General features: G+C 62.9%; 19 protein-coding genes. 10 read left to right on the forward strand and 9 right to left on the reverse strand.

Annotated elements, in window-relative coordinates; all coding sequences use genetic code 11:
- Positions 1 to 265 precede the first annotated feature (265 nt).
- A complete protein-coding gene (locus tag NKJ78_RS07855) occupies positions 266 to 2,194 on the reverse strand; it encodes an LTA synthase family protein (protein ID WP_352459633.1) in 1,929 nt (642 codons plus the stop codon).
- 277 nt (positions 2,195 to 2,471) lie between these two features.
- Between NKJ78_RS07855 and fabD the strand changes: the two genes are divergently transcribed.
- From fabD to gmk, 7 genes are all read left to right on the forward strand, one after another.
- Positions 2,472 to 3,419: an ACP S-malonyltransferase gene (fabD, locus tag NKJ78_RS07860; RefSeq protein ID WP_023705360.1), complete on the forward strand. Its 948-nt coding sequence runs from the start codon at positions 2,472 to 2,474 to the stop codon at positions 3,417 to 3,419.
- 60 nt (positions 3,420 to 3,479) lie between these two features.
- Positions 3,480 to 4,217, forward strand: a complete 738-nt coding sequence (gene fabG, locus NKJ78_RS07865; RefSeq protein WP_023685686.1) for a 3-oxoacyl-[acyl-carrier-protein] reductase — start codon at positions 3,480 to 3,482, stop codon at positions 4,215 to 4,217.
- A gap of 221 nt (positions 4,218 to 4,438) precedes the next feature.
- Positions 4,439 to 4,675 carry an acyl carrier protein gene (locus NKJ78_RS07870; RefSeq protein ID WP_006203723.1) on the forward strand — a complete coding sequence of 79 codons (237 nt, stop codon included), beginning with the start codon at positions 4,439 to 4,441 and terminating at the stop codon, positions 4,673 to 4,675.
- A gap of 34 nt (positions 4,676 to 4,709) precedes the next feature.
- Positions 4,710 to 5,972: a beta-ketoacyl-ACP synthase II gene (gene fabF, locus NKJ78_RS07875; RefSeq protein WP_023685687.1), complete on the forward strand. Its 1,263-nt coding sequence runs from the start codon at positions 4,710 to 4,712 to the stop codon at positions 5,970 to 5,972.
- Positions 5,973 to 6,174: 202 nt separating this feature from the next.
- Positions 6,175 to 7,434: an endolytic transglycosylase MltG gene (gene mltG, locus NKJ78_RS07880; RefSeq protein WP_023672727.1), complete on the forward strand. Its 1,260-nt coding sequence runs from the start codon at positions 6,175 to 6,177 to the stop codon at positions 7,432 to 7,434.
- A 262-nt stretch (positions 7,435 to 7,696) separates the two neighbouring features.
- The gene (locus NKJ78_RS07885; RefSeq protein WP_023738605.1) at positions 7,697 to 8,587 is read left to right on the forward strand and encodes a YicC/YloC family endoribonuclease; all 891 of its coding nucleotides are present in this window, start codon (positions 7,697 to 7,699) and stop codon (positions 8,585 to 8,587) included.
- Positions 8,588 to 8,593: 6 nt separating this feature from the next.
- Positions 8,594 to 9,268 (forward strand): guanylate kinase, encoded by a 675-nt coding sequence (gene gmk, locus NKJ78_RS07890; protein WP_023672729.1) that lies wholly within the window; start codon positions 8,594 to 8,596, stop codon positions 9,266 to 9,268.
- A gap of 85 nt (positions 9,269 to 9,353) precedes the next feature.
- Here the strand turns inward: gmk and NKJ78_RS07895 are convergent, their stop codons facing one another.
- The 8 genes from NKJ78_RS07895 to lptF all read right to left on the reverse strand — a co-directional run bounded on the left by NKJ78_RS07895 (position 9,354) and on the right by lptF (position 17,913).
- Entirely contained in the window at positions 9,354 to 9,932 is a 579-nt protein-coding gene (locus NKJ78_RS07895; RefSeq protein ID WP_023738606.1) for a Fic/DOC family protein, read from the reverse strand.
- A 9-nt stretch (positions 9,933 to 9,941) separates the two neighbouring features.
- The gene (locus tag NKJ78_RS07900; RefSeq protein ID WP_023693963.1) at positions 9,942 to 10,145 is read right to left on the reverse strand and encodes a hypothetical protein; all 204 of its coding nucleotides are present in this window, start codon (positions 10,143 to 10,145) and stop codon (positions 9,942 to 9,944) included.
- A 114-nt stretch (positions 10,146 to 10,259) separates the two neighbouring features.
- Positions 10,260 to 11,096 carry a 16S rRNA (adenine(1518)-N(6)/adenine(1519)-N(6))-dimethyltransferase RsmA gene (gene rsmA / locus NKJ78_RS07905; protein ID WP_023738607.1) on the reverse strand — a complete coding sequence of 279 codons (837 nt, stop codon included), beginning with the start codon at positions 11,094 to 11,096 and terminating at the stop codon, positions 10,260 to 10,262.
- Between the two features lie 38 nt (positions 11,097 to 11,134).
- Positions 11,135 to 12,163: a 4-hydroxythreonine-4-phosphate dehydrogenase PdxA gene (gene pdxA / locus NKJ78_RS07910; RefSeq protein ID WP_031253537.1), complete on the reverse strand. Its 1,029-nt coding sequence runs from the start codon at positions 12,161 to 12,163 to the stop codon at positions 11,135 to 11,137.
- A 12-nt stretch (positions 12,164 to 12,175) separates the two neighbouring features.
- On the reverse strand, positions 12,176 to 13,105 hold the full coding sequence (locus tag NKJ78_RS07915; protein WP_023738609.1) for a peptidylprolyl isomerase: 930 nt from the start codon (positions 13,103 to 13,105) through the stop codon (positions 12,176 to 12,178).
- A gap of 91 nt (positions 13,106 to 13,196) precedes the next feature.
- Positions 13,197 to 15,629 (reverse strand): LPS-assembly protein LptD, encoded by a 2,433-nt coding sequence (locus tag NKJ78_RS07920; protein WP_023738610.1) that lies wholly within the window; start codon positions 15,627 to 15,629, stop codon positions 13,197 to 13,199.
- A complete protein-coding gene (gene lptG / locus NKJ78_RS07925) occupies positions 15,629 to 16,711 on the reverse strand; it encodes an LPS export ABC transporter permease LptG (RefSeq protein ID WP_023695591.1) in 1,083 nt (360 codons plus the stop codon). Before lptG ends, NKJ78_RS07920 begins: the two co-directional genes overlap by 1 nt.
- Before the next feature lie 2 nt (positions 16,712 to 16,713).
- Positions 16,714 to 17,913 carry an LPS export ABC transporter permease LptF gene (lptF, locus tag NKJ78_RS07930; protein WP_023672737.1) on the reverse strand — a complete coding sequence of 400 codons (1,200 nt, stop codon included), beginning with the start codon at positions 17,911 to 17,913 and terminating at the stop codon, positions 16,714 to 16,716.
- Between the two features lie 32 nt (positions 17,914 to 17,945).
- Between lptF and NKJ78_RS07935 the strand changes: the two genes are divergently transcribed.
- The 3 genes from NKJ78_RS07935 to NKJ78_RS07945 are packed head-to-tail and all read left to right on the forward strand — an operon-like array spanning position 17,946 to position 20,237.
- The gene (locus NKJ78_RS07935) at positions 17,946 to 18,239 is read left to right on the forward strand and encodes a hypothetical protein (RefSeq protein ID WP_155923815.1); all 294 of its coding nucleotides are present in this window, start codon (positions 17,946 to 17,948) and stop codon (positions 18,237 to 18,239) included.
- A 49-nt stretch (positions 18,240 to 18,288) separates the two neighbouring features.
- Positions 18,289 to 19,779 carry a leucyl aminopeptidase gene (locus NKJ78_RS07940; protein ID WP_023695590.1) on the forward strand — a complete coding sequence of 497 codons (1,491 nt, stop codon included), beginning with the start codon at positions 18,289 to 18,291 and terminating at the stop codon, positions 19,777 to 19,779.
- Positions 19,780 to 19,787: 8 nt separating this feature from the next.
- A complete protein-coding gene (locus NKJ78_RS07945; RefSeq protein WP_023738611.1) occupies positions 19,788 to 20,237 on the forward strand; it encodes a DNA polymerase III subunit chi in 450 nt (149 codons plus the stop codon).
- Positions 20,238 to 20,249 lie beyond the last annotated feature (12 nt).

Consider the following 20,249-nt stretch of genomic DNA (forward strand, 5'->3'; position numbering starts at 1 on the left):
AAGCCTCTGCAACTTCTCTGACCCGCTGGTCCCGAGGGGGCGAGGAAGAAAGGAGCATTTCGAGACGGTCGAGAGCGGAGACACGGGAGGCGGAAGCGCTTCTGGCTTCACACGAAGGTTTTGGGTAAAACCTCCGGCCCTCCGTTCAGCCCCCAGCAAGGACCGGCAGATTGCGGGCGTCTATATTAGCAATTTGGCTGGAAGGCAAGGGTAACGCATGCTCCGGACAGCGTCCTGGCGTCGCAGGGTTGGAAAAGACCAGGCATCAACTCGTATGCGGGGTACGACCGTTGATCGTTTCGGGGAAGAAGTCCGGAGCCGCCTTACGCTTGCCGAACATCATATCGTATTGCAGCAGGCGGAAATCGTTGATCGCCGGATCGATGTCCTTCTGCCGCGCCCAGTCCGCCGTGGCCTCACCTGACGGTGTCAGAAGCAGATTGCGATCCACGACGCGATAGCGTTCGCGCAGCGCGCCTAAGAAGCCGGTATAGTAGGGGTGCGTGATCCCGGCCGTGGTAAGGATATGGTAGGGCAGGAAGGCCGGGCTCACCGCGCCCATATCCTGCGCCGGACCGGTGCGGTTAGACCAGATGACCAGCGGCGTCTGATGATGCTCCAGTGCCGCCTCCGGCGTCGGTTCCTTGCGCGGCGCGACATTGTCCTTCAGGTAACCGGTTTCGACATAGACGGGGCCGAGCGGCGGCAGATGGTCGCCGAAGAAGGCGATGACCGTCGGCCGCTCGCGCTTCTTCGCCCATTCGATCAATCGTTCGAGGCCACGGTCGGCATCGGCGGAGCCTTCGGCATAGCTGAGCAGCGATTCCCGCGCCCATGTGCTGATCGGCGCCGCGACCTTGTGGGTCGGATTGTAATAGCGGTACGGCTCGTAGGGACCGTGGTTCTGCAGGCTGACGGCGAAGAAGAACACCGGCCGCTCGCTGGCGTCGGCCTCTGCGATGATCTCGTCGGTCATCGACGCATCGGAAGCCAGCGGCCCGCGCTTTTCCAGTGGCGGCAGCGTCTCTTCCGAGCGGAAATCGTTGAAACCGAAATCGGCATAGACGGCGCCTCTGTTCCAGAACCAGTTGGTGCCCGGATGGATGGCGCGCGCCCGGTAGCCCTCGCTTTTCAGGAAGGTCGCCAGCGACGGCGTCGGCGTGCGCACATATTGCTGGTAGGGGATCGAGCCTGCCGGCAGGAAGGCATTGGAAAAGCCGGTCAGCGCCTCGAATTCGATGTTGGCGGTCATGCCGCCGAATTCCGGCGAAAACATATAGCCGGAACGCAGCGCCCGCACATTGGGGATCGGGTCAGGCGTGATTGTGACGCCGGGCAGCTTGGTCGGATCCCAGAAAGATTCGCTCATCACCACGATGATGTCGGGTTTCTCATCCGGTACCGAGGCCGCCACAGCAGGCCTGTCGATCGCGTCGATCGCCTTGTCGGAATAGCCCGCCGGCGCCGAGACATGCGCCATCGGCACGTTGAGCGCGAAGGCCAGCGCAAACCCGTTGGAGGCGTAGTTCTCCTTCTGGTCCCACATGATCGGGATGATCTGCAGCCGGTCGCGGGTCCATGAGAAGGTGGCGTAGTCCATGATCGAGACGAAGAAGGCGAGCAGCGGCACTGCCAGCGTCAGCCGCGCCAGCCGCCCTTTGCGGCTGAGGATCGGAACCTTGCGGCGCCACAACCGCCAGCCATAGATCAGCAGCGACAGGCCGGCGACGATGCCGACCGCCATGGCGAGCGCCGTCCAAGGCCGCTCGCGCACCAGGAGCGGCATCAGTGCCATGATCTGGCGCGAATAAAGAAAATCGGTTGGGTAGAGCGGATCGCCGAGATAATGCGACTTCTGATGCCCGACAAAGGCCAGCGCCAGCGTCAGCGGCGCCACGATCATCAGGCTCTGGTGACTGCGGCCAAGCACGGCGTCCAGTCCCATCAGCACCAATGCAAAGACAATGATGGTGGTCCAGCCCGGCTTGAATGGCTGCAGGAAGAAGTCGACTGTGCCGAAGAAGTCGCCGCGCACGATCCATTCGATGGCGAACACCAGGATGGCGGAGGCAAGCAGCGTGACCAGACCGTAGCGGATGACCGGCCATCTGCGCCCCGGCAGGTAGCCGGTGGACGGATCGTCTTCCAAGAACTGTGGCGCGGATACGGCCGCGCCCTTCCTGATCCTAGCCACGTCTCTTCCCCCGGCCCAAGCAACGCGAATTTCCACTCGCGCCACCGTTCTGTCATAGAACTGTCATGCAAAAGCTAGCGCCTGTGGCGAAAATAAGAAGAGCCAGCAAACGATTCGTGAGCGGTTTTCATCAGGTGTGATCGGCGAAAAGCCTTTGGGAACAGGGACTCGAGGTCAGCTCCGGTTCAAGCGAGAGCGGAAATGCCGCCTCCGGGCTTGACTTGACGGTCCGCCTTGCGTCACAGGCAGGAAAAATCAGCCGCTGGAGAGCGCCCAAATGGCCGTCGCATTCACCTTTCCGGGACAGGGCAGCCAGGCTGTCGGCATGGGCAAGGACCTCGCCGACGCCTTCCCCGAGGCACGCAGGGTGTTCGAGGAAGTCGATGATGCGTTGGGCGAAAAGCTGTCGAAACTGATCTGGGAAGGCCCGGAAGAGGCGCTGACCCTGACTGCCAATGCCCAGCCGGCGCTGATGGCGGTCTCGCTGGCGGGAATCCGCTCGCTGGAAGCGCGCGGCTTTTCGCTGAAGGACAAGGTTGCCTACGTTGCCGGTCATTCGCTCGGCGAATATTCCGCCCTTGCCGCGGCCGGTTTCGTTTCGGTCGCCGATGCCGCCCGGCTGCTGCGCATCCGCGGCAACGCCATGCAGGCGGCGGTGCCGGCCGGCGAGGGCGCCATGGCGGCGATCATCGGACTGGAACAGCCCGACGTTGAAGCCGCTTGCACCGAGGCCGCAACGGGATCCGGCAAAGTCTGCCAGATCGCCAACGACAATGGCGGCGGCCAACTGGTGATCTCCGGCGCCAGGGCGGCGGTGGAACTCGCCGCGAAACTGTGCACCGAAAAGGGCGCCAAGCGGGCGCTGATGCTGCAGGTCTCGGCCCCCTTCCATTCGGCGCTGATGGCGCCGGCGGCCGATGTCATGCGCGAGGCGCTGGCCGGGGTGACCAAGAATGCACCGGTGGTGCCCGTCGTCTCCAACGTCACTGTAGTCCCGACCAGCGACCCCGACGAGATCGCGCGCCGCCTGGTCGAGCAGATCACCGGCCGCGTGCGCTGGCGCGAAACGGTGGAGTGGTTCGGCGCCAATGGCGTCGCCACGCTGTTTGAGATCGGCGCCGGCAAGGTGCTTTCCGGCCTGGCGCGGCGGATCAGCCGCGACATCGCCACATCGGCCGTCGGCACGCCGGCCGATGTCGAGGCGGCGCTGGCCGCTCTTGCATAATCCACTGGCGATTCAACCCCTCCCGTGGGAAGGGTGTTCTCTTAAGATCAGGAGACGAAAATGTTCGAACTGACCGGCCGCAAGGCGCTCGTCACCGGCGCATCGGGCGGCATTGGCGAGGCGATTGCCCGGGTGCTGCATGCGCAAGGCGCCATTGTCGGCCTGCACGGCACCCGCATCGAGAAACTGGAGACCCTGGCCGGCGAACTCGGCGACCGGGTAAAGCTGTTCCCGGCCAATCTTGCCGACCGTGACGAGGTCAAGGCGCTTGGTCAGAAGGCCGAAGCCGAACTCGAAGGCGTCGACATACTGGTCAACAATGCCGGCATCACCAAGGACGGCCTGTTCGTGCGCATGGCGGACGCGGATTGGGACAGCGTGCTGGAGGTGAACCTCACCGCCGTGTTCCGGCTGACCCGCGAGCTGACCCATCCGATGATGCGCCGCCGCCATGGCCGCATCATCAACATCACCTCGGTGGTCGGCGTCACCGGCAATCCTGGCCAGACCAATTATTGCGCCTCCAAGGCCGGCATGATCGGCTTTTCCAAGTCGCTGGCGCAGGAGATCGCCACCCGCAACATCACCGTCAACTGCGTCGCCCCGGGCTTTATCGAATCGGCCATGACCGACAAGCTCAACGACAAGCAGAAAGACGCGATAATGGCCGCGATCCCGACGCGCCGTATGGGCACGAGTGTTGAAGTGGCGTCGGCCGTCGCCTATCTCGCCTCCAACGAGGCAGCCTACGTCACCGGCCAGACCATCCATGTCAACGGCGGCATGGCCATGATCTGACGGGATATTGCCTGGTGATAAGAAGACATGGCCGGCTTGTGAAAAGAGACCATTTCGCCTTGGACCTCAGCCATTTTTCGTGTAATGCGGCCCGCAACCCGGCGGTTCGGGCAAAAACCGGTCCGGCATCGTTGCGTTTCCGGCAGGACCATCTTTCAGCTTGATTAGCGGCATTCTGCCCGCTAACGAAGACAGACAAACAAAAGACGAGGATGCCCCAAATGAGTGACACCGCAGAGCGCGTCAAGAAGATCGTCATCGAACATCTTGGCGTCGATGCCGACAAGGTGACGGAGCAGGCGAGCTTCATCGATGATCTGGGCGCGGACAGCCTCGACACGGTCGAACTCGTCATGGCCTTCGAAGAAGAGTTCGGCGTCGAGATTCCGGACGATGCGGCCGAGACCATCCTGACCGTCGGCGATGCCGTGAAGTACATCGACAAGGCTTCGGCCTGACACTATCCGCAGTCATCACCGGGGAGGACCTGCGATGAGGCGTGTCGTCGTCACGGGCCTTGGCCTGGTTTCGCCGTTCGGCATGGGCTTCGAGCACAGCTGGAAGGAACTTCTGACCGGCCGCAGCGCCGCCAAGCGCGTCACCGAGTTCGAAGTGGAAGATCTTGCCTGCAAGATAGCCCACGTCATTCCGCGCGGTGACGGCACCAACGGCACGCTCAATCCCGAAGCCGTGCTCGAGCCCAAGGAACTGCGCAAGATCGGCGACTTCATCCTTTACGGGATTGCGGCCGCCGACGAAGCGCTGAAGGATTCCGGCTGGGAGCCCAGCACCGAAGCCGAGCGCTGCGCCACCGGCGTCATGATCGGCTCCGGCATTGGCGGCCTCGAGGGCATCGCCGAGAACGCTATCATCCTGAAAGAGCGCGGACCGCGCCGTATCAGTCCATTCTTCATTCCCGGCAACATTATCAACCTGGTATCTGGCCAGGTATCGATCCGGCATGGGCTGAAAGGCCCCAACCACGCCGTCGTCACCGCCTGCTCGACCGGCGCGCACGCCATTGGCGATGCCGCCCGCCTGATCATCTTCGGCGATGCCGACGTGATGCTGGCCGGCGGCGCGGAATCGCCGGTGACCAGACTATCGCTTGCCGGCTTCGCTGCTTGCCGGGCACTGTCCACCGACCGCAACGACACGCCTGAGAAGGCCTCGCGTCCCTATGACCGCGACCGTGACGGCTTCGTCATGGGCGAGGGCGCCGGGGTCGTCGTGCTGGAAGAACTCGAACACGCCAAGGCGCGCGGCGCCAAGATCTATGCCGAGGTCACCGGCTACGGCCTGACCGGCGATGCCTATCACATCACTGCACCGGCCGAAGACGGCGACGGCGCCTTCCGCTGCATGACGGCGGCGCTGAACCGGGCCAAGCTGACGCCCGCCGACGTCGACTACATCAACGCGCACGGCACCTCGACCATGGCCGACACGATCGAACTCGGCGCCGTCGAGCGGCTGGTCGGCAACGCCGCCTCGAAAATCTCGATGTCATCGACCAAGTCGTCGATCGGCCATCTCCTGGGTGCCGCGGGCGCCGCCGAGGCGATCTTTTCGATCCTCGCTATCAGAGACAACATCGCGCCAGCCACCATCAATCTTGACAACCCGGAACGCGAAACCGCGATCGATCTTGTTCCGAACACGCCACGGCATCGCCAGGTCGACGTGGCGCTGTCCAACTCCTTCGGCTTCGGCGGCACCAACGCTTCGCTGGTATTCCAGCGTTATACAGGCTGATTGCGGTATCGACCGGCGCGCCAGCGGTCTGTCGTCAATTTTGCCATATTCAAGCCTACTCTGCCGCTGGGGATTCGTCGCATCGGCCTGAAACCGAAGGCGCTTTTTTTAAAAGCACGATGCGTAGGCTTGAAATGTTAGGGCACGCTGTGCGTCCAATCGGGCGCATGGTCGCTCTAAGAGATCAGATGGTAGGGCGCTAATGAACACCAATCCGGGCGGCAGCGGACAATTCGGACAAAACCAGCAGACCGGCCCGATCGTGCCGAAGACCGCGGCCGAAGCTTTGCGCCCGGAAGCCGGCACACCACCACCAAAGCGCTCGCGCGCCTCGCGCAGCCAAGTCGTCGTGTTCATGAACTTCGTCATCTCCGCGGTGATGTTGATGATCCTCGCCGCCGGCGTTTCGCTCTATTTCGGCAAGCAGGCATTCAACGAACCGGGCCCGTCGGTGGCCGGCGACACCTTCCTGGTCAAGCCGAGCACCGGCGTCCAGGATATTGCCGACCAGCTCGAACGGCGTGGGCTGATCAGCGATGCCCGCATCTTCCGCATCGCCGTGCGGGTCTATGGCAATGATTCAGCGCTGAAGGCAGGCGAATACGAGATAAAGCCGCGCGCCTCCATGCGCGACATCATGGAGCTTCTGAAGAGCGGCAAGTCGGTGATGTATTCGCTGACCATTCCCGAGGGCCTGACGGTCGAGCAGGCGCTGCAGCGCATCGCCGAGCAGGATGCGCTGACCGGCGACATGCCGGCCGCCAAGCCGGCTGAGGGCAGCCTCGCCACCGACACGCTGCGCTTTACCCGCGGCGCCACGCGCCAACAGATGGTCGACAAGCTGCTCGCCGACCAGAAGAAGCTGGTCGACGAGGTCTGGCAGCGGCGCGCGCCCGACCTGCCTCTGGCCAATGTCGACGACTTCGTCACCTTGGCCTCGATCGTCGAAAAGGAAACCGGCCGGGGCGACGAGCGCTCGCGCGTTGCCGCCGTCTTCCTCAACCGTCTGGCCAAGGGCATGCGGCTGCAATCCGATCCGACCATCATTTACGGCCTGTTCGGCGGCAAGGGCAAACCCGCCGACCGGCCGATTTATCAATCTGACATCCAGAAACAGACGCCTTACAACACCTATCTGATCAACGGCCTGCCGCCGACGCCGATCGCCAATCCCGGCCGCGCCGCGCTCGAAGCCGTCGCCAACCCGTCGAAGACCGATGATCTCTATTTCGTCGCCGACGGCACCGGCGGCCACGTCTTTGCCACCACGCTTGCCGAGCACAATGAGAACGTTGCCCGCTACCGGGCACTGCAGAAGAAGCAGGCTGAAGACGCCGCCAAGGGCGCCAAGACTCCGGGCCAGACCGATGCGCCGGCGGATGGCGACGACAACGGTGACGCAAGTGGCGATGCCGCCGGTGACAGCGGTGATGCCGGCGGCGATACGGGTGCCGCCCAGTAGCAGGTCGGCGCTTTCAGACGGATCGACCTTAAGCAACGCGGACAGAGGCGGACGCGCTGCTGCTTTGAACGAGTAGCGGGGTTCGAAGCGTTTTCGGTCTTGCTCGGGTGCCTCTGCTTCTCGATTTCAGCCCTGCGAGATCGAAACGACAGCGGAAATCAACATCTTGCCGGTATTGCGATTCTGACATTCGCGCCGCCCGTGATATCGAACGCATGCGCAATTTATAGAATCGGACCATCAGGGAGACACGAGCCGCATCATGAATTTGCAGAGCATGACCGGATTTGCACGCACTGTTGCCGAACATGACGGCGCCTCGATCGCCTGGGAGGTCAAGTCGGTCAACGGCAAGAGCGTCGAGGTCAGGTTGCGGTTGCCGCAAGGTTTCGAGCGGCTCGAACCGACTGTGCGGCAGACGCTGCAGAAGCGCTTTTCGCGTGGCAATTTCCAAGCGACGCTGACCGTCGGCCGCGCCGCCGGCCAGCAGGCGCAGCCGGTGGTCAACGAAGCCTTCCTCAGGGATCTGGCGGGCTTGGCCAAGCGGCTGCAGGACCAGTTCGGTGTTGGTCCGGCAACTGCCGACGGTCTGCTTTCCCTGCGCGGCGTGCTCGATATCCCTGAAACCAGCGAAACCGAGGAGGTGCGGGCAGCACTCGACGCGTCAATCCTGTCCGCGCTGGAAACGGCGCTTACAGGTCTCGAGCAGGCACGCCAGAACGAGGGCGAAGCGCTGCGTTCGCTGCTTTCTGGCCATATCGACGCCATTGAGGCGCTGACGCTTCAAGCCGAGGCCGACCCGTCGCGCGAACCCGCGGCGATCCGCGAGCGGATCGCCGAACACGTGCGGCTGCTGATGGATGCGTCGGCCAATCTCGATGCCGGCCGGCTGCACATGGAAGCGGCGTTCCTGGCCACCAAGGCCGATATCCGTGAAGAGATCGACCGGCTGAAGACGCATGTGGCGTCGGGCAGAGCGCTGCTGGCAAATGGCGGCGCCATCGGCCGCAAGCTCGATTTTCTGGCGCAGGAATTCAACCGCGAATCGAATACGCTGTGTTCCAAGTCGAACGCCGCCACTGTCACCGCCATCGGGCTGGAACTGAAGGCGGTGGTCGACCAGTTTCGCGAACAGGTCCAGAATCTGGAGTAAACCCGAATGGGTGGCAAGGAGCCGATGGTTGCCAGGGATCTCGGATCCCGCATTCGCCGCCGCGGGCTGATGCTGGTCCTGTCGTCGCCGTCGGGCGCCGGCAAGTCGACGATCGCGCGCAACCTGCTGGAAAGCGACGGCAGCCTGGAATTATCGGTCTCGGTCACCACCAGGCCACGCCGCGGCTCGGAGATCGAGGGCGTCCACTATCACTTCCGCACCACGCGCGAGTTCGAGCGGCTGCGCGATTCCGACGCGTTGCTCGAATGGGCCGAGGTGCACGGCAATTGCTACGCGACGCCGCGCGAGCCGGCCGAACTGGCGCTGGCGCAGGGCCGTGACATGCTCTTCGACATCGACTGGCAAGGCGCCCAGCAGCTCAAGGAGAAGATGCGCGCCGACATCGTCTCGATCTTCATCCTGCCGCCGTCGATGAAGGAACTGAAGTCGCGCCTCAAGCGCCGCGCCGAGGACCAGGAGCACGTGATCGAGACCAGGCTGAAGAACGCCCGCAACGAGATCGAGCACTGGAAGGAATATGACTTTGTCATCGTCAACGACGATCTCGACCGCGCCTTCGCCGAAGTGCGTGGCATCGTGACGGCGGAAAGGCTGCGGCGCGACCGCCGGCCCGGGCTGTTCGATTTCGTCTCGGGGTTGCTGGACGAGAAGACGGAATAGGCAGCTGTCGTTCCCCGATGGCCGGCTGTCCCCATGAAGGCGTCTTTGGCAAACGATCTGGCAATATGGACGCTGTGGGCATCTGTTACTGGCTGGCGATATCTTTTATGAGTTCTGCCAATGGGGTTTCCTCGCCGGCAAAGCTCTCAATCATCGCATTCAGGACGTTTTCGCGACCGAGCATATCGGCATTGAATGGGAATCCCGCATTCTCCATCAGCATTGCCAGAAAGGTAAGCTGCGTGCGGCCGTTGCCTTCGCGAAACGGGTGGACGGCATTGATTTCGGCCAAAACATGCGCGGCCCGAACGGCGAAGGCGTCGAGGTCGAGTTCGCAGAGATAATCACCGTCGGCGAGTTCGCCGAAAATTCTATGCATTTCCTGGTTGATATACTCAGGATAGCAGAACCAGTTGCCCCCCTTGCCGATGCGGATGGCGCGAACCTCTCCCGCCCATTCATAAACGTCCTGGAACAGGTGATGATGGACAGCCTTGTAGTGCTCGAAATCCAGACGGCCTGCGGGGATATGTTCGTCGGCCCTGGTCAGGAAAAGTGCCAACTCGAATTCATCGAGTTGGGCCTGGTCTTTGATATTCAGCCTGTTGCGGAGAACGGTCGTGCCTGGGTAGCACAGCGGATCATGTTCAGCGGCATAGACCACCTGCCGATCCTACTTCTTGCGGGTTACTTGGTCCTTGATAAGCGCCCTGCGCTCATCCCCGCTCAGGCCGCGCTCACGGCTTTCCTTCAGAATGAAGCCCATACGTTGCGATAGCTTCAAGCCTTCAACCGCGCTGATTTTTTCGCCCCTGCCGCTGGTCAGGACAAACTGGCCATTTTGGGTCGGCCGGAGGCTTGAGGTACTCTTTTTCATATGACGACAATATCACGCTCGGCGACTCACCGGCAACTGCATGCCGCTATATGCTGCTTGTCGTCGCTGTCACACAGGATGCGATTTGGGTCCACGGCCGACCAGCGCCGCCGGTCAAACCGCGTTTGTCAGCCGCACGAATTCCTCGACGCTGAGCGTCTCCGCACGCCGGGTCGGATCGATGCCGGCGCGCGTCAGCAGTGCCTCGCCACCCAGGCTCTTCACGCTCTGCCGCAGCATTTTCCGGCGCTGCCCGAAAGCGGCTTCGGTGACGCGACCGAGTTTTTTCACGTCGGTTGACAAAGGGCTGGCGCGCGGCACCAGATGCACCACCGAGGACGTTACCTTGGGTGGCGGCGTGAACGCTTGCGGCGGCACGTCGAAGGCGATCCTCGCCTCGGTCCGCCAGCCCGCCAGCACGCCGAGCCGGCCATAAGCATCGCTGCCGGCACCGGCGACAATGCGCTCGGCCACCTCGCGCTGGAACATCAGCGTCATCGATTGATAGAAGGGTGGCCAGTCCGTCACGGTCAGCCAACGGATCAACAGCTCGGTGCCGATATTGTAGGGCAGGTTGGCGGCAATCCTCACCGGGCCGCCTTGTGACGCGGTCTTGGCAAGAGCGGCAAAATCCGTCTTCAGCGCATCGCCGCTGATCACCTCGAGCCGGCCCGGATAGTGGTTGGAGACCTCGGCCAAGGCCGCAAGGCAGCGTTCGTCGCGCTCGATGGCGACGACGCGGCGGGCACCGGCAGCGAGCAGCGCCCTGGTCAGCCCGCCGGGGCCGGGGCCGACCTCGATTACCGTACTGTCGCTAAGGTCCCCGGCGACGCGCGCGATCTTGCCGGTCAAATTGAGGTCGAGCAGGAAATTCTGGCCAAGCGCCTTCTTTGCCTGCAGTCCATGGCGCTCGATCACCTTGCGCAGCGGCGGCAGCCCGTCAATGCTCATGAATTTTGGGCTCATGATTTGGGCTCATGATTTTTGGCTCATGCAACTGCGGGCTTTGCGCCGGTATCGGCCAGCCGGCGGGCCAGCTTTAGCGCCGCGATCAGGCTGTCGGGACGTGCGATGCCCTTGCCGGCGATGTCGAAGGCTGTGCCGTGATCGGGCGAGGTGCGGATGAACGGCAGGCCAAGCGTGACGTTGACGGCCTGGTCGAAGGCCAGCGCCTTGGCCGGGATCAACGCCTGGTCATGATACATGCAGACCGCCACGTCGTAGCCGGCGCGGGCGCGCGCATGAAACATCGTATCGGCCGGCAGCGGTCCGAAGGCATCGATGCCTTGCGCCCGCAACATGTCGACCGCAGGACGAATGATGCGCTCGTCCTCTGTCCCCATGGCGCCGCTTTCGCCGGCATGCGGATTGAGGCCGGCCAGCGCGAGCCTCGGCCTGGCGATGCCGAAACGGCGTGCAAGATCGCCGGCGGTGATGCGCGCGATGGCAACGATCAGCTCCGTCGTCAGCGTCTTCGGCACCTCGGCCAGCGCTATGTGGATGGTGACCGGAACGGTGCGCAATTCGGGGCCGGCGAGCAGCATCACCGGCGTCACCGTGCCGCCGGTGTGGAGCGAGGCCAGATGCGCCAGATATTCGGTGTGACCGGGAAAGCCGAAGCCGGCATCGTAAAGCGGCTTCTTCGCGATCGGACAGGTGACGACCGCGGCCGCGTGACCGGCAAGGCAGTCGGCGACGGCGCGATCGATGGCCTCGATGATGCCGGCGGCATTGGCCGGGTCGGGCCGGCCGGGATCGTCGGTGAAGTGGGCCGCCAGCGGCACCACGGGCAAGGCGTGTTGAAAGACACCAGCTGCTTGGGCCGGCACCGTCTCGGCGATTGCCACCGCCGCGCCGAGCCGGCGCGCCCGCGCGGCAATCAGCGCCGGATCGGCGAGAAGATAGAAGGGCGCGGCACCGGAACCGCGGGCGCTCTGCCACGCGGCAATGGCGATTTCCGGACCGACGCCGGATGGATCGCCGACGCTCAGCGCCAGCGGAAGCTCTGTCTCACGCACGGCTGGGCCGGTTCAGCGCGTAACGATCTTGGCTTTCGCCTTCAGCTCTTCGACATATTTGGCCGAGAGCTCGTCGGCGTTCTTGTCGCCGCTGCCTTCGCTCTGGAACACCATCTGGGCCGCCTTGTCGTCGGAAACCTCGCGCGACGAGCAGATGCCGATGAATTCAATGCCGCGATCGGTCTCGCGCACGGCCGTGGCGCCGCCCAGCTTGGTGGCCTTGATCTGCTCGGCCCAGTCCGGCGGCAGTTGCGGCGCCAGCAATCGGGGGAGGTCGCGAACGGTGACGTCGATCAGGCCCTTGGCGAATTCACGCGTGGTGTTGCAGCCATTGAAGCGGGCGCGCATGGCTTCGGCCTCGCGCTTGCGTTTGGCGAGTGTGGCACTGCGCTCGGCCTTCGGCACCACGAAGATCACCTGCTGCAGCATGTACTCGGTGGCGCTTGGCTTGGCGCCGCCTTTTTCGAGCATGCGCTTGACCAGATCCTGTTCGCTCACCTGCCCGCCGCCGCCGCTGTAGCGTGCGCTCAGCGCCTGGTTCCACGCCATCTGGGAGCGGATGAATTCCTTGAAATGCTCCTTGGTCACGCCGGACTGCGCCATGACACCGTCGAGCTGCTTGAGCTGCATCTTGTTGCTCGAGGCAAAGCGCTGATAGGCAGCCTCTACCTGGGCGTCGGAGATGCGGATGCCGAGACGCCTGGCCTCCGCCATACGCAGCGTCTGGTCGATCATTTCCTGACCCGCGTCACCCTTCTTGCGCTGCAGTTTCAGGAAGGCAGCCCGGTGCGCGATGTCGCCGGTGGTGATCGGCATGTTGTTGACGACATACTTGATTTCACTGGCGAAGGCCGGCGGTACCATCATGGTGACAGAGACCGAGGTCGCCGCCAACAGGAGCGCGAATCCTGCCGAAAACAGGTATTTCCTCATCGAAAGCATCCCAATTCTAGCCCGGTTTTGGCCGATTCCAGCCCGATATTGGCGAAATCCGTGCCCGCTTTGTGCGGCAAAACGATGTCGTCAGCCGGCTCTACTGGATGGAGTCGATCGAGCTTTGGGACGAGCCGAAATCGCCGAGCGTGCGGAACGACAGGTTGAAGCCGACATTCTGCGACACTTCCTTGGTGTTGATGTCGCGTGATTCCGAGTACGTCATCAGGTAGGTGAAGCAGGAATCATTGTAGGCAAAGCCGACGCCGTCCTTGACCAGCACGCTTTGTTGCAGGTCGTAGGTGCCGGTGCCGAAGACGCGCCAGTTTTCGGCCAGGTGTGTCGAGGCGCCGAGCGTGACTTCGTGGCGGTCGGTGGTGAAACCATAGAGCGGCTGCGCCTGGATGAAGGCGTATTTGGCGCTCAGCGAAACCGGCAGCCCGGAATAGGCGGCCTTCACCTCGGCACGGCGAACTTCGAAGGTCTGCTCGTCGAAGCGGCCGCTGAGCGAACCGGAGAAGCCGCTCGGGCTGCTGAAGCCGACAAGGCCGACATAGTCGGAGGTCGAAGTCTCCAAGCCGGAATCGGCGCCCGCATTGACCAGATCCGGTGAATCGAAGGAGTTGCGCCCGCCCAACTGGTAGGATTGGCCGAAGATCGCGTTGGTGCCCCAGCCATTGTCGTAGGCGCCGGAATAGCGGAACCCGACATTGGCGCGGCTGCCGCCTTCGACGCGGTCGTAGCCGGAGAACTTGTCGCGCTCGAACAGCGTCGTGGCGTCGAAGACGAAGCTCTGTGCATCCTCGTTGGGAACGGCGAGCCCGCCGACATACTGCTCATTCGGGCGCATGAAGACCTGCGCCATCGGCTCGACGATATGGCTGGAGCCGGTCATCGAGAACAGCACCGGCCAGCGCATTTCAAGTCCGGCGGTCGCCATGTACCGGGCGAAGGAAGACCGCATGTCGTCGGCGGCACCGACATTCGTTGCCATCTGGTTTACCGCAGTCAGCGAAGCCGAAGAAGCGTTGAGATAGTCGACGTCGCCCTGCAGAGCCAGAAGGGGCGTCAACTGCAATCCGCCGTCCGTGGTGAAGGTACGCTTCCATTCGGCCTCGGCGGTGAGGCGACCGGATTCGCCCTCGATGCCGCGCACGCGCTGGACGCCTGAGCCCGGCACATAGGGGGTAAAATAGGCCTGATCGAGATCGTCGCGGCGGATGATGCGCGCATTGACGTTGAACGACAGCTGGCCGCCGGCCACCGACATGTCGGGGATGTAGGCATAATCGAGCGACGGCAACACCCAGGGCTGCTTGTCGCTGCGCGATGCGACGTTGCCGTCCGGTGTGTTCTCCTGAACCTGGAAGCGCATGGCGCGCACATCGAAATAATTGCGGTCGTTTAGGCCGGTCAGGTAGACCGACGATTGATGCACGGCGTCGTTGTAGCCTTCGATCGTATAGGTACGCGAAAAATTCTTGTCGGTCTGCAGCAGGATATCCCAGCCGAAGTCCCAGCGCGGATTGATGGCGAACTGGCCCTTGGTGCCCATCATGCCGCGGAACTTGTTCGGATCGCCTGCTGGCCCCGAATTGACATTGTAGCCGCCGGGGAAAGCCGCGAAATCACGGAAAGCGCCAGGGTCCTGCTGGTTGATTCCGGCAAGCTTCAGCGTGTATTGGCCATTGTTGAAGCGCTGGCGCCACTCGGCCTCGCCGAGGAAACCCTGCTTGGTGTAGCCGCTGCCGGTAACGGTGAGGTCGTAGGTCGGCGACAGGGCAAAATAGTAGGGGACTTTGACGCCGACGCCGAGACGGTTGTTGTAGCCGATGCTGGGGATCAGGAAACCGCTTTTGCGCTTGACCGTAGGGTCGGCGATCTCGAACGCCGGCAGATAAGCCAGCGGGAAACCGAAGAATTCGAAATTCGCGTTCTCGAAGCGAACCGTTTTCTTTTCGCCGTTCCAGATGATCTTCCTGGCTTTGATCCGCCAGGTCGGCGCCTTGTCCGGCTTGTCTTCGCAAGGCTCGCAGGCCGTATAGACGCCGTTGTGGAACGTTGTCAGCACGCCGCCCATGCGCTCGGCGCTTTCGGCGGCGAAATAGGCTTTTTCGGGCGTTTCGACGCGCAGCGCATTGACGAAACCGTCAGCGAAATCGTCGGTAATGTCGATATGCTGCGAGTTGATCTTGGTGCCGTCGCTGTTGACGATCTCGACATTGCCGCTGGCAACCAGCCGCTTGGTGTTTCGATCATAGACGACGCGCTGGGCGACGAGCTTGTTGCCGCCATAGTCGATCTGGACGCCGCCGATGGCGGTGACCGTCTGGTTGTCGTTGTTATAGACGAGCGTGTCGGCCGCCAGCAGCATCTGGGAGCCGGAGGGAACCTTCCTTGCCACGTCGGTAACGTCCTGCGCCAGCGCAGGGCCCGTCAGCACGCCGCAGGCGAGCAGGCATGCCAAGGCGCTCGCCGAATAGAGGCGCGCCAAACCGGCCTGCCTATGGCTGCGCAAAGCCGCCTCCCTCACTAGCCGTCTTCCTTGTATAGCAGGAATGTCACCCCAAAGAACATAGCCACGACAACCGGAACCCATGCAGCCACGGCTGTGGGCACGAATCCCGCAACGCCGAATGCCTTGACCAATACCGAAACGACATAAAGCAGAAAGCCGGCGAGGACGCCACCCAGAATCATCGTTGCCGACTGCCCCATCCTCGCAAATCGCATTGAAACTGTTGCCGCAATCAGCGTCATGGCCACAAGCAGGAACGGTAACGCCACCAGCGAATCGAACTGCATGGCGAAGGCATTTGCCTTGAGGCCGAAGGAGCGGGCAACCTCAATCTTGCCGGGAAGGTCGTAAAACGGGATGGTTTCGGGGCGCGCCAGCCGTTCCTGCACGAATTCCGGCTTGAGGTTGGTCGGCAACTGGTCGGTCGTTTCGGAACGGATGTTGCCGTCCTTGAACACCTTGACGTCCTGCAATTCCCAGTAGCCGTCGCGCAGAAAGGCCCGGGCGGCGTCCTTGCGCTCGACGATATTGCCCTGCGGATCGAGGACGAAGAACACGGTGTCGGCCATTTCCAGGCCCTGGTTCAGGATGGCGCGGGCGCCGATGATGGTATCGCCGGAGTTGGTTTTCTGGCGGATCCACGGCGTGGCATCGGCCGCCACCGCGTTCGAATTGCCGGATCGCAGCTGGTTTTCCATCTGCTCCGACCATGAGAAGCCATGCGCGGCGATCGGATTGAGCACGCCGACCGACAATATGCCGAATAACAGCGCACCGATGCAGCAGGGCAACAGAAACTGCCAGGCCGACACTCCGGCCGAGCGCGCAATCACCAGCTCGTATTTTCGGTTGAGCGAGACCAGCGTCGCCATCGCCGAGAACAGGCCGACGAACGGCACCGTCTGCAGCATGATCATCGGCATCCTCAGCGCCGAGATGGCGACCGCCGTGCCGTAGGTGAAGCCCGGCAGGCCGGTGATGCGGCCGGACAGCTCGGTGAAGTCGATCAGGAACACCAGCGCCAGAAGGCCGATGAAGAACCAGATCGTGATCGACACGTAGCGAAAGAAGAAGTAGCGGCCCAGGGTCCAGCCCATCGTCAGGCTCCCTGGCCGGATGTGTAGCGCCGATTGAGGCGCAGCTTGAGCGCCGTCCAGCCATCGCTGACGCGGCCGGCGAAATTCGTCATCCAGTCGGCCCAGCTGCCGGGCAGTTCCATGCTTCGCGAGGTGACGATGAACCAGATGGCGACCGCCGAGGCGATGACCGGCACGCCATAGACCATATAGGCGTATTGCGGGATCTTGTCGGCCTTGCCGGCGGCAAAGAAGCCCAGCCAGCGCACGAACAGCGCAATGGCGATGGCTGTGATCAGCGGGTGGATGCGCGCCTCGCGGTGTGAGCGCGCATCGCCTGCCACGGCCAGCGCGATCAGCGCGAACACCAGCGAATAGGACCATTCGGAAAAGCGCTGGTCGAGCTCGGCCTTGTAGGCACCGGGCCTGCGCTGGAAGATCTTGTCGTTCGGATCCGGGTTGAGCAGGTATTGCGTCGTTCGGTCCTTGGGCAGGAGCATGATATCGTTCGCCGCCGACATGAAGGCGGAAAGGTCGAAGGCGTAGGACGTGAAGCGAATGACCGACAGGTCGCCGGTCAGCGTCTTGCGATGAATGACGCCGTCATTCATCATCAGCACCTTCTCGTCACCCTTTTCGACGACGCTGCCGCTCTTGGCATAATAGATCAGATTGGCGCCTTCCTCGCGCGAATCGGCCACGAAGATGCCGCCGAGCCGGTTGTCCGGCAGCCGCTCGCCTATCTGCAGGAACAGCCCGTCGTCGATCTTGCGGAACGTGCCTTCCTGGATGATCAGCGACAAGAGATCGGCGCGCGAGGATGCTATCAGCTGGCGGTTCTTCTGCCTGGCATAGGGTTCGACGCCATTGTCGACCGCGAAGGAAAAGACGCTGGCCGCCAGCGCGATCAGCAGGACCGGCCGCACAATCGTCCAGCGCGAGGCGCCGGCGGCGTTGATGACGGCCAATTCCGAATCGGAGTTCATGACGCTGAGCGTCTGGGCCACCGCCACCACCAGGGCGAATGGCACCACGATCGGGATGATGGTGGGGATGATGAGGCCCGCGACCTCGAAAAAAGTGAGCGCCGATTGGCCACTGTCGGTGACCAGGTCGATGCGGGCAAGCACCTGCGTCGTCCAGACAATGGCCAGCGTCCAGATCAGCGCAGCGAGAAACACCGCCAGTGCGCGACGCATGATGTAGCGTTCAACGACCTTCATGTAAGGCTTTTCTCGATTTGCCGAACGGCATCATGCCCGCCGACAAGGTAGTCGTCCGGCTGCGGCTGTACAACTGGGTGCGTTTGGCCATTTCTTTCAGGCGGTTCGATCCGATTCTCCGTCCCACATCGCCCGTTCCGCAGGCCGGAGTGTCGGCGGCAATGAATAAGAAAGGGAGAACATCAATGGTTAACAACAGGTTGCGGCAGGAAAGCGGAGCCGTGCCGCGACGAATCGTTATCGATTCCGCTGCGCATATGATCCCTGATTCCGGCAAAGTCTTGCCAAATCAAGGAAAACGACCAAATGTCGCGCATCTTCCCTGAGAATGCATTTTTCCTGAAAATCTGAGCCGTTTCCCGAAAGCAGGACCTGATGACTTTGAGACCATTGATCGCCTTCGCCAAATTTGCCGCACCCAAAAAGGGCAGCATCATCGTGCTGGCGGCCGACGATGGTGGTCTTGGCGAACCGGCAAAGGCCTGCGACCCCTCAGGAACGCTGGCGCGGGCGTTTCCGGTGGCGGAGTTTTCCGGAAAATTCGCCGGTGTCGTCGAAGTGCTGGCGCCGCAGGGAACATCGCTCGACCGACTGGTGGCGGTCGGCGCCGGCAAGGTCGCCGGCCTCGATGACTTTGCCTGGCTGAAGCTTGGCGGCACCATCGCCGCGTCCCTGCGCAAGGCAGCGGAGGTGGCCGTCATCCTCGATGTGCCGGGCGCAAAGATTGGCGGCAGGCAAGCGGCGAACCTTGCCGCCGGCATCATTCTTCGCAGCTACTCCTTCGACAAATACAAGACCAGGAAAGACAAGGACGATGCCGAGCCGAAGAAACCGGTCAAGGTGACCATCCACACCGCCGATCCTGCCGCGGCGAAAAAGGCCTTCGCCGACGAGGTTGCGGTCATCGACGGCGTGCTTCTGGCGCGCGACCTTGTCAACGAACCGGCCAATACGCTCGGCCCGATCGAATTCGCCGCCCGCGCCAAGGAACTGGAAGCGCTCGGCGTCGAGGTCGAGATCCTCACCGAGAAGGAAATGAAGAAGCTCGGCATGGGCTCGCTCCTCGGTGTCGCGCAGGGTTCGCCGCGCGGCGCCCGGATGGCTGTCATGCAATGGAAGGGCGGCAAGGCCAAGGACGCACCGGTCGCCTTCGTCGGCAAGGGCGTCACCTTCGACACCGGCGGCAATTCTATGAAGCCGGCCTCCGGCATGGAAGACATGAAGGGCGACATGGGCGGTGCCGCGGCCGTCATCGGGCTCATCCAGGCGCTGGCCGCGCGAAAGGCCAAGGCCAATGTCGTCGGCATCGTCGGGCTGGTGGAAAATGCCGTCGACGGCCACGCCCAGCGCCCCGGCGACATCGTCACCTCGATGTCGGGTCAGACCATCGAGGTGCTCAACACCGATGCCGAAGGACGCCTCGTTCTGGCCGACGCGCTGTGGTATTGCAACGACCGCTTCCAGCCGAAATTCATGGTCAATCTGGCGACGCTGACCGGCGCCATCATGGTCGCGCTCGGCCAGCATTATGCCGGCCTGTTCTCCAACAATGACGAACTTTCGGACAGGTTGACGGCGGCCGGCCAGGCGAGTCAGGAGCGGCTGTGGCGCATGCCGCTTGGGCCCGAATACGACAAGCTGATCGATTCCAAGAACGCCGACATGAAGAACATCGGCGGCCGCTATGGCGGCGCCATCATCGCCGCGCAGTTCCTGCAGCGCTTCGTCAAGGAAACGCCGTGGGCGCATCTCGACATCGCCGGCACCGCGATGGGCTCTCCGCCGAGCGAGATCAACCAGTCCTGGGGCTCGGGTTTCGGCGTCAGGCTGCTCGACCGGCTGGTGCGCGACAATTACGAGGGATAAGGCAGGGAATGGCCGATGTCCTGTTCTACCACCTGACCGAATCGACGCTGGAGGATGCGCTTCCCGGCCTGCTGGAGCGCAGCGTCGATCGCGGCTGGCGCGCCGTGGTGCAGACCGGGACCGAGGAGCGGCGCGATGCGCTCGACCTGCATCTGTGGACATTCAGGGACGATTCGTTCCTCGCGCACGCGACCGACCGTGAAGCCCATCCGGCCGAACAGCCAATCCTGCTCACCACGAGCGACGCCAACCCCAACCAGGCGCAGATACGCTTCCTCGTCGATGGCGCCGCACCCGCCGATCTCGCCGGCTACGAACGCGCCGTGTTCCTGTTCGACGGCCATGACGCGGCCCAGGTCGAAAGCGCGCGGACGCATTGGAAGGTGTTGAAAGAAGCGGGCCACGCGGTCACCTACTGGCAGCAGACGCCCGACCGGCGCTGGGAACGCAAGGCGTAAGCGCTTTGCCGG

Origin of the sequence: Mesorhizobium sp. M0037, assembly GCF_040323635.1 — a bacterium.
In the GTDB taxonomy this organism is placed as follows: Bacteria; Pseudomonadota; Alphaproteobacteria; order Rhizobiales; family Rhizobiaceae; genus Mesorhizobium.

Coding starts and splice junctions, on each gene's coding strand:
- fabD (WP_023705360.1), top strand. CDS start 2,472: ATGGCCGTCGCATTCACCTTTCCGGGACAGGGCAGCCAGGCTGTCGGC.
- fabG (WP_023685686.1), top strand. CDS start 3,480: ATGTTCGAACTGACCGGCCGCAAGGCGCTCGTCACCGGCGCATCGGGC.
- NKJ78_RS07870 (WP_006203723.1), top strand. CDS start 4,439: ATGAGTGACACCGCAGAGCGCGTCAAGAAGATCGTCATCGAACATCTT.
- fabF (WP_023685687.1), top strand. CDS start 4,710: ATGAGGCGTGTCGTCGTCACGGGCCTTGGCCTGGTTTCGCCGTTCGGC.
- mltG (WP_023672727.1), top strand. CDS start 6,175: ATGAACACCAATCCGGGCGGCAGCGGACAATTCGGACAAAACCAGCAG.
- NKJ78_RS07885 (WP_023738605.1), top strand. CDS start 7,697: ATGAATTTGCAGAGCATGACCGGATTTGCACGCACTGTTGCCGAACAT.
- gmk (WP_023672729.1), top strand. CDS start 8,594: ATGGGTGGCAAGGAGCCGATGGTTGCCAGGGATCTCGGATCCCGCATT.
- NKJ78_RS07900 (WP_023693963.1), bottom strand. CDS start 10,145: ATGAAAAAGAGTACCTCAAGCCTCCGGCCGACCCAAAATGGCCAGTTT.
- rsmA (WP_023738607.1), bottom strand. CDS start 11,096: ATGAGCATTGACGGGCTGCCGCCGCTGCGCAAGGTGATCGAGCGCCAT.
- NKJ78_RS07915 (WP_023738609.1), bottom strand. CDS start 13,105: ATGCTTTCGATGAGGAAATACCTGTTTTCGGCAGGATTCGCGCTCCTG.
- lptG (WP_023695591.1), bottom strand. CDS start 16,711: ATGGGCTGGACCCTGGGCCGCTACTTCTTCTTTCGCTACGTGTCGATC.
- lptF (WP_023672737.1), bottom strand. CDS start 17,913: ATGAAGGTCGTTGAACGCTACATCATGCGTCGCGCACTGGCGGTGTTT.
- NKJ78_RS07935 (WP_155923815.1), top strand. CDS start 17,946: ATGCCCGCCGACAAGGTAGTCGTCCGGCTGCGGCTGTACAACTGGGTG.
- NKJ78_RS07940 (WP_023695590.1), top strand. CDS start 18,289: ATGACTTTGAGACCATTGATCGCCTTCGCCAAATTTGCCGCACCCAAA.
- NKJ78_RS07945 (WP_023738611.1), top strand. CDS start 19,788: ATGGCCGATGTCCTGTTCTACCACCTGACCGAATCGACGCTGGAGGAT.